This window comes from Paenibacillus sp. FSL R7-0652 (genome assembly GCF_038595045.1).
In the GTDB taxonomy this organism is placed as follows: domain Bacteria; phylum Bacillota; class Bacilli; order Paenibacillales; family Paenibacillaceae; genus Paenibacillus.
The window spans coordinates 4,509,299-4,517,117 of sequence record NZ_CP152001.1 but is presented as its reverse complement, the minus strand read 5'-3'; the positions used below and the strand labels follow the sequence as shown (position 1 = coordinate 4,517,117).

Sequence of the window (7,819 nt, the reverse complement as noted above, 5' to 3'; positions counted from 1 at the left end):
CAGCCAATGTAGATGGGGAGAGTGTGACATTGAGCAATCATGAAATTGATAAAATTTATCCGCTTACGCCGACTCAAGAAGGAATTTTGTTCCATTCCTTATTAGAACCCGATTCTGAAGCGTACTTTGAGCAGGTTTCCTTCACCATTCAAGGGATACTGTCTATTCCAACAATGCAGCGTAGTTTTACAACATTGGTAGAACGTTATGATGTATTAAGAACGGTATTCATATATACGGAAGTGGAGCAGCCTCTGCAGATTGTCTTGAACCAATGCGAGCCGGAAATGAGCTTTGAAGATATTTCGACCTATCCTAAGGAAGAACAGCCGAGACACATTGAGCTGGTGAAAGCACGGGACCTGGAGCGCAAATTCGATTTAGAGACAGGCCCACTCTTCCGAATGACGGTGTTTAAACTGGATCAGGACATCTATCAAGTCGTTTGGAGATTTCATCATATCATTATGGACGGCTGGTGTATGGGAATCCTTGCCCAAGATTTGTTCCAGATTTATGAGGCTTTGGATAGTAATTCTCCGCTGCGGCTGGCCCCGGTTTATCCCTATAGCGACTATATAAGATGGCTCGGGGAGCAGGACCAGCAGGATGCACTCCATTACTGGAGCCAATACCTCGAAGGTTATGAGCTGCGTGCAGTGGTCCCATCTCTGGCGGGAGGGGAAGATCGGAGAGGATTCGATCATCGAAAATTCCATTTTAAATGGGATGAAGATACGACCCTCCGCTTGAAAAAGCTGGCTGTCCAACACCAAGTGACATTAAGTACGGTCTTCCACGCCATCTGGGGTGTGTTACTGCAGCGTTATAACGATAGCGAGGATGTTGTATTTGGTTCTGTCGTATCAGGCAGGCCTCCTGAATTGCCGGGAATCGAGAGCATGGTGGGGCTCTTTATTAATACAGTTCCCTTACGAATCAGAACCGATAAGCACACATCATTTCAAGAGCTGCTTGCCCAAGTGAATGAATCCATGCTGGAAGCGAACCGATATAACTATGTTTCCTTGGCGGATATTCAGTCCAAAACAGTACTTAAAAATCAACTGATCGACCATATTCTCGTATTTGAGAATTATCCGCTGGAAACAACGGGCGGCGATAAAGGCAGCCTGTCCATCATCGACAGTAATATGGTGGAACACACCAATTACAATTTGGACGTGACCGTGTTTCCGGAGAAGGAACTTGAAGTGCTGTTCACCTATAACGGATTTCTCTATGACGAGCGATTCCTGCACAGCCTGGAAGGGCATTTGAAGAGAATTGTGAACATGGTATTGGACAATGATGGGGTATGTTTGCAGGATATCGAGATTATCTCCGAACAGGAAAAAACGGTCATTTTGACCGAATTCAACAACACCGAAAAGGAATTCAGGCTGGATAAGCCTGCGCATGAACTATTTGAAGAGCAGGCAGGGTTTCATCCGGAAAAAACGGCGCTTTGCTATCAGGATGAATGCCTGACTTATGATCAGTTGAACCGAAAAGCGAATCGCCTGGCACGCTTGTTCAGACAGCTCGGACTTGAAAAGGGAGATTTTGCAGCGGTAATGCTGGACCGTTCACCGCTTATGGTGGCGAGCATACTCGCCATTTGGAAACTTGGAGCGGCATATATACCTGTCGATCCTCATTATCCACAGGAGAGGAAGGCCGGAATCATAGCCGATTCGAATGCGAGAATCGTTATTACACTATCCGGATACGTGGAGGATGAGCTGAAAGCACGTTATCCGGGGCGATTCGCGGAGATGGATAACCTTGTCCTTCCTGAGGGTGAAGAGGCCGAAAGCAATATCTGCATCCCGGCAGCAATGACTGACTTGGCTTATACACTCTTTACTTCGGGTTCGACGGGAAAACCGAAAGGCGTCTTGATTGAGCACCTGGGTATGCTGAACCACATTTGGGCTGAGGCGCATGATCTTCATTTATCTGATGAGATTGTGTTCGCACAGACGGCAAACCACTGTTTTGACATTTCGGTATGGCAGTTATTCGGTGCATTGGTGCTGGGCGGGACTACGGTGATCTACCCAGATGATCTGATCCTTGCACCCGAGCGTTTCATCCATCAGGTCATCCGAGATCGGGTAACACTTCTCGAAGTGGTACCTTCGTACTTGAGTGTACTTTTGGATATCGTTCAGGCACGTTCTCTTCGCTTCGAATCTCTAAAGCATCTGATGATTACAGGAGAAGCTGTCACTCCTTCGCTGGCTGCACGCTGGTTTGAACTGTGCCCGGGAATCAAAATGGTCAACGCGTATGGGCCAGCTGAGGCATCCGATGATATTTGCCAATATGTTATGAATGGTGCACCTGAGAACAAGGGATATGTCCCGATCGGCAAACCGTTGTCCAATATTCGAATGTACATTGTTAACAAACAAATGCAGCTGTGTCCGATTGGAATCGTTGGTGAAATTTGCGTGGCTGGAATTGCGGTAGGAAAAGGTTATCTTAATAATCCGGAGCAGACTGCAAAAGGGTTCATGGAGGATCCCTTTACTTCGCGCTCAGGCGTTCGATTATATAAAACTGGCGATCTGGGTAGATGGCTTCCTGATGGTAATGTCGAGTTCATCGGCCGCAAGGATCAACAGATCAAAATCAGGGGATTCCGAATCGAACTTGGAGAGATCGAACACCGGTTAAGCGAGCATGAACAAATTCAGGAAGCAGCAGTGCTTGTCAAGGGTGAAGTCGAGAAATACTTATGTGCGTATTATACCGCTTATATCGATCTGAAGGCTTCTGAATTGAAGGAGTATTTAACTGCCTGTTTGCCGGATTATATGGTTCCTGCAATTTTTGTGCAGCTGGAGGATATGCCGCATAATGCCAACGGGAAAATTAACCGAGGTGGTTTACCCGAACCGATCACCGACCGTAATGAGGGCGAATATGCGCCTGCACGTAACGATACGGAGAGGGCATTGGTTTCCATTTGGACAGAGATTCTGGAAATAAAGAAGGTAAGCATTGAAGATAATTTCTTCAGTTTAGGCGGACATTCACTAAAAGCAACGATCCTTGTTTCCCGTATTCAAGGTGAACTTGGCGTTGACATAACCGTGAGAGACATTTTCGAGTATCCGACTGCTGCTCTTTTGGCGGAGCGAATCCAGGAATTGAACGGCGCTGTGTACGAAGTGGAGTCCATTTCATCGGCACCTGCTGATGACGCCTATCCGGTGAGTCCGGCGCAAAGAAGAATATACGTGTTACATACGCTGGAGGAGTCCGAATCAACGGCATATAACATGCCGTTTGCCTACCAAGTTAAAGGTGATTTTGACGCTGTGCGCTTACAAGATTTGATCAATCGGTTGATTGACCGCCATGAAGTATTTCGAACGTCGTTTCGGTTTGCTGACGGGGACCTGGTTCAGATCATTCATCCCGAAGCAGTCTGTATGCTTGAAGAGGTAGAAATGACCGATGCGGGCAAGGAGCAAATCGATGAACAAATCAAGTCGTTTATACGCCCGTTTTCTATGGAAGAAGCACCGCTATGGCGAGTTCAATGGCTTCGTACCGGACAAGCTGAGGGGGTGCTGCTGATTGATATGCACCACATCATTTCCGATGGTTTGTCGGGAGCCATTCTTCTAAATGAACTGGAGCGGATGTATAACGACAACGACCTGCTTCCGCTTGACATCCAATATAAGGATTATGCCTTCTGGTTGAATGAACGGCTCGGCGGAGAAAAAATGAAACGCCATGAATCATATTGGCTGGAGCAATTCCGTGGAGAACTGCCTCTATTAAACCTGCCGCTGGATTACCGAAGACCAGCCGTGCAGCGTTTTAACGGCAGAACGCTGCATCTAGCGCTGTCTCCGGAGCTTGCCGGGTCCCTGCAGAAGCTGGCTCAGGATACGGGCGTAACTCTGTTTTCCGTGATGTTAGGTGCTTACTGTACCCTGTTATCAAAGTATAGCGGTCAGGAGGAAATTATTGTCGGAACGCCGGCGGCCGGGCGTAATCACCCGGATGTACAGAACATGCTCGGGATGTTTATCAACACAGTGGCGCTTCGGAGTTTTCCGAAAAATCAGAAGACATTTCGCGAGTTAGTCAGAGAAGTAATGGATCACACGTTATCAGCAATCCAACATCAAGACTTCCCTTTCGAGCGTCTAGTCGAGCTCCTTGATCTAAATCGAGACACAAGCCGAAACCCGCTTTTTGACACCATGTTCAATTTGACGGATCGCGAGAAGCCGGAAGTTTCTTTAGGCGATCTGCGACTCACTCCATATGAATTGAAGAACGACATCTCCAAGTTCGACTTGATGCTGGACGTTTACGCAGATCATACGGAGATTTCTCTTGATTTACAGTACAACACCGATTTGTTTTCAGAATTGACTGCACAACAAATGGGTCGTCACTACCTGCAGCTCCTCCACAACCTTGTAACGGCGCCGGATATACAGCTGGCTAACGTCGAGCTGCTCGGTTTGGAAGAGCGCAGGGAAATAATGAGCTGGGGCCAAGGACAAAAGGCAGACTACGATTTCAATCGGAGTGTTTCCCAACGCTTTGAGCGTTTCGCAAATGAACAGCCGGATTCACCAGCAGTGAAATTCGCTGGAAGGGTATGGAGTTATGCTGAACTCAATGCTCAAGCCAACCGGATTGGCCGCTGCCTTGAAAAGCGCTTGGGTGGTCTGCCGGAGGAAGCAATTACTGCTGTAATGCTGGAGCGTTCCCCCGATTTCATCCAAAGTGTGCTTGGAATCTGGAAGGCGGGAGGCGCCTATGTTCCGATCGATCCCGAGTATGGAGTAAAGCGCATAACAGGTATTTTGGAAGATTCCGGTGCAGGAGTTCTTATTACCCGCTCGGAGTATATCCGGGATGGGATGGAAGAGCAGTATGAAGGAGTAATCCTTTGTCTTGATCAGGTGCTGGAGGAAATAGAGACAGAAAGTCCGGTGAATATCGGGAAACTGCAGCGTCCGGACAGTCTGGCATATGTATTGTTTACCTCCGGCTCGACCGGGAAACCCAAAGGCGTAATGATTGAGCATCGGGGGTTATTGAATCACATTCTTGCTGAAGCGGATGCTCTGACGCTGGATCACAGCTTGGTCTTTGCCCAAAACGCCAATATCTGTTTCGATATTTCGGTATGGCAGTGCTTCGGCGCTCTTGCATTGGGCGGGACGACTGCGATATATCCACAAGATGTAGTGCTTGAAACAGAACGGTTCTTGGAGGCAGTTACCTCTGATCAAGTGACACTTTTGGAAGTGGTGCCATCTTATTTGACAGTCATGCTGGATGTGCTGGAACAGAAAGGGATGAAACTGGACTTTCTAAGTCATTTGATGCTTACGGGAGAAACGATAAAACCGGATTTGGCCCGGAGATGGCTGAACCTGTATCCCGGCATTCCAATTGTCAATGCTTACGGCCCTGCGGAAGCTGCTGATGATATCAGCCAGCTTGTGATCTGCGACCTGCCTAAAGATACGGATTTCGTTCCGATCGGTAAACCGCTGGCAAATTTAAATTTGTATGTATTGGATAATCAGATGAACCTTTGTCCGCCTGGGATTTACGGAGAAATTTGCGTATCCGGTGCAGGTGTAGGGCGCGGGTATATCCATGATTCGCAAAGAACGGACCAGTCCTTCGGTAAAGATCCATTTGCTCCATCTATCCCGGAATTGACTGAAGGTCTTAGGATGTATAAGACAGGTGACTTGGGACGCTGGCGGCATGACGGAAATCTGGAGTTTCTCGGACGTAAGGATTTTCAAGTCAAAATAAGAGGTTACCGCATTGAGCTGGAGGAAATCGAAGTTTGCATTATGCAGTCTTCGCATATCAAACAGGCAGTTGTCTTGGCTAGAGAAGACGATGACGGAAGCAAATATTTGTGTGCGTACCTGGTTCTTGAGCCGGTTGTGCAGGGCAGCAAAGAGATGTGTCTCTTGGAGTTAAAAGATGAATTGGCAGCAGCACTGCCCAGCTATATGATCCCGGCGTACTTTATCATACTTGCAGAAATGCCGCTCTTGATCAGCGGCAAAATCGACCGAAATGTACTGCCTGCTCCCGACCGCAGCGCTGCACCGGATGAGAATTATGCGGAGCCCCGTAATGAAGTGGAACAAATGCTGGTGACGATCTGGGAAGAGGTTCTCAGCGTCCGCAAGATCGGGATTGATCATAATTTCTTTGAGATGGGCGGGGACTCGATTCGAGCCATTCAAATTTCCTCAAAGCTGAGCAATCAAGGCTATAAGTTGAAAATGAAGGATCTGTTCCAAAATCCAGAGATTCGGAAGCTGTCCAAATATGTTCAGGCGGATTACCGCGAGATTGATCAGGGGCCAGTCGAGGGTTCGGTGAAGCTTACCCCTATTCAGAAGTGGTTCTTTGAATGTGGATTCTCACCAGCAAATCATTGGAACCAGGCTGTCGTTCTTCATAAGCGGGAAGGATTCAATGAGGACCTGTTAAGAGAGGTCTTCACCGGGTTGATCCGCCATCATGATGCGTTAAGAATGGTTTTTAAATACGATGAAGGATTATGGACGCAGTATAACAGGGGAGACAATCGGGAGGAGCACTCATGGTTCGAACTGGTCATCAAGACAGTGGCCGACGGGCATGATGGCCAGCTGGAGATGTCCCGAATGATTGATGAACTGCATGGCAGTCTGGATTTGGCAAAAGGACCTTTGGTCAAGGCGGGATTGTTCAAGACAAGCCAGGGGGATCATTTGGCAATCATCATTCACCATTTAATCATTGACGGGATTTCCTGGCGGATTTTATTCGAAGATTTGACACTTGCGTATCATCAAGCAGAGCGTGGTAATCCTATTGCGCTTCCATCCAAGACGGATTCCTTCCAAACGTGGGCCGATCGATTAACGGAGTATGCAAACAGTGAGATGCTGCAAAAAGAAAAGTCCTACTGGCAGCAGCTCGAATCGCAGCACATTAAAGCCCTGCCTAAATCCGGTCTTTTTGAAGGAACGCCAAGAGTCTCGGATAATATGGAGTATTCGTTCAAGCTGGCTGCAGCCGAAACCGGACAGCTTCTCGGTAAAGTGCATAAGGCCTACAACACCGAAATCAACGATATTCTTCTTGCTGCATTGGGACGGGCCGTAAGGGAATGGACCAGCGAGGACAATGTTTTGATCTGCCTTGAAGGCCATGGCAGGGAAGACATCATCAAAAATGTGAATATCGGCAGAACAGTCGGATGGTTTACCTCCATCTATCCAGTTGTATTAAATATCCCGGGTTCGGCTGATATATCCTACCATATCAAATCGGTCAAAGAGAACTTACGGCGCATTCCAAACAAGGGTATTGGCTACGGCATCCTGAAATATCTTGGCGCGAAACGGCAGGAGGAAGAGCAGCAGTTCCGACTGGAGCCTGAAATCAAGTTTAACTACCTGGGGCAGTTCGATAACGATGTGAACACAGAGCTGTTTGGTGCTTCTGACGTGCCGTACGGCCAAACGGTCAGCCCCGAAGCCGAAAGAGAAGTCGCTTTAAATATTACGGGTCTTGTGGAAGATGGCTGTCTGACGATGTCCATTGAATATAATCTTGCAGAATATACGGGAGCTGAGATCGGCCTGCTGGGAAGCCGTTTTAAGGCTCATTTGATGGATATAATCAAGCACTGTATGGAAAAAGAGACTCAGGAGCTGACGCCTTCCGATGTGGGGGGAGACGATCTGTCCATTGAAGAGCTGGAAGCCATTATGGATTTTTATAACCAATAAAAATGAATTTAGGGAGA

The 7,819-nt window shown here is 47.7% G+C and carries 1 protein-coding gene; it reads left to right on the top strand.

Annotated elements, in window-relative coordinates; genetic code table 11:
* Positions 1 to 29: 29 nt before the first annotated feature.
* Positions 30 to 7,802: an amino acid adenylation domain-containing protein gene (locus MKY97_RS19795; protein ID WP_342552002.1), complete on the top strand. Its 7,773-nt coding sequence runs from the start codon at positions 30 to 32 to the stop codon at positions 7,800 to 7,802.
* Positions 7,803 to 7,819 lie beyond the last annotated feature (17 nt).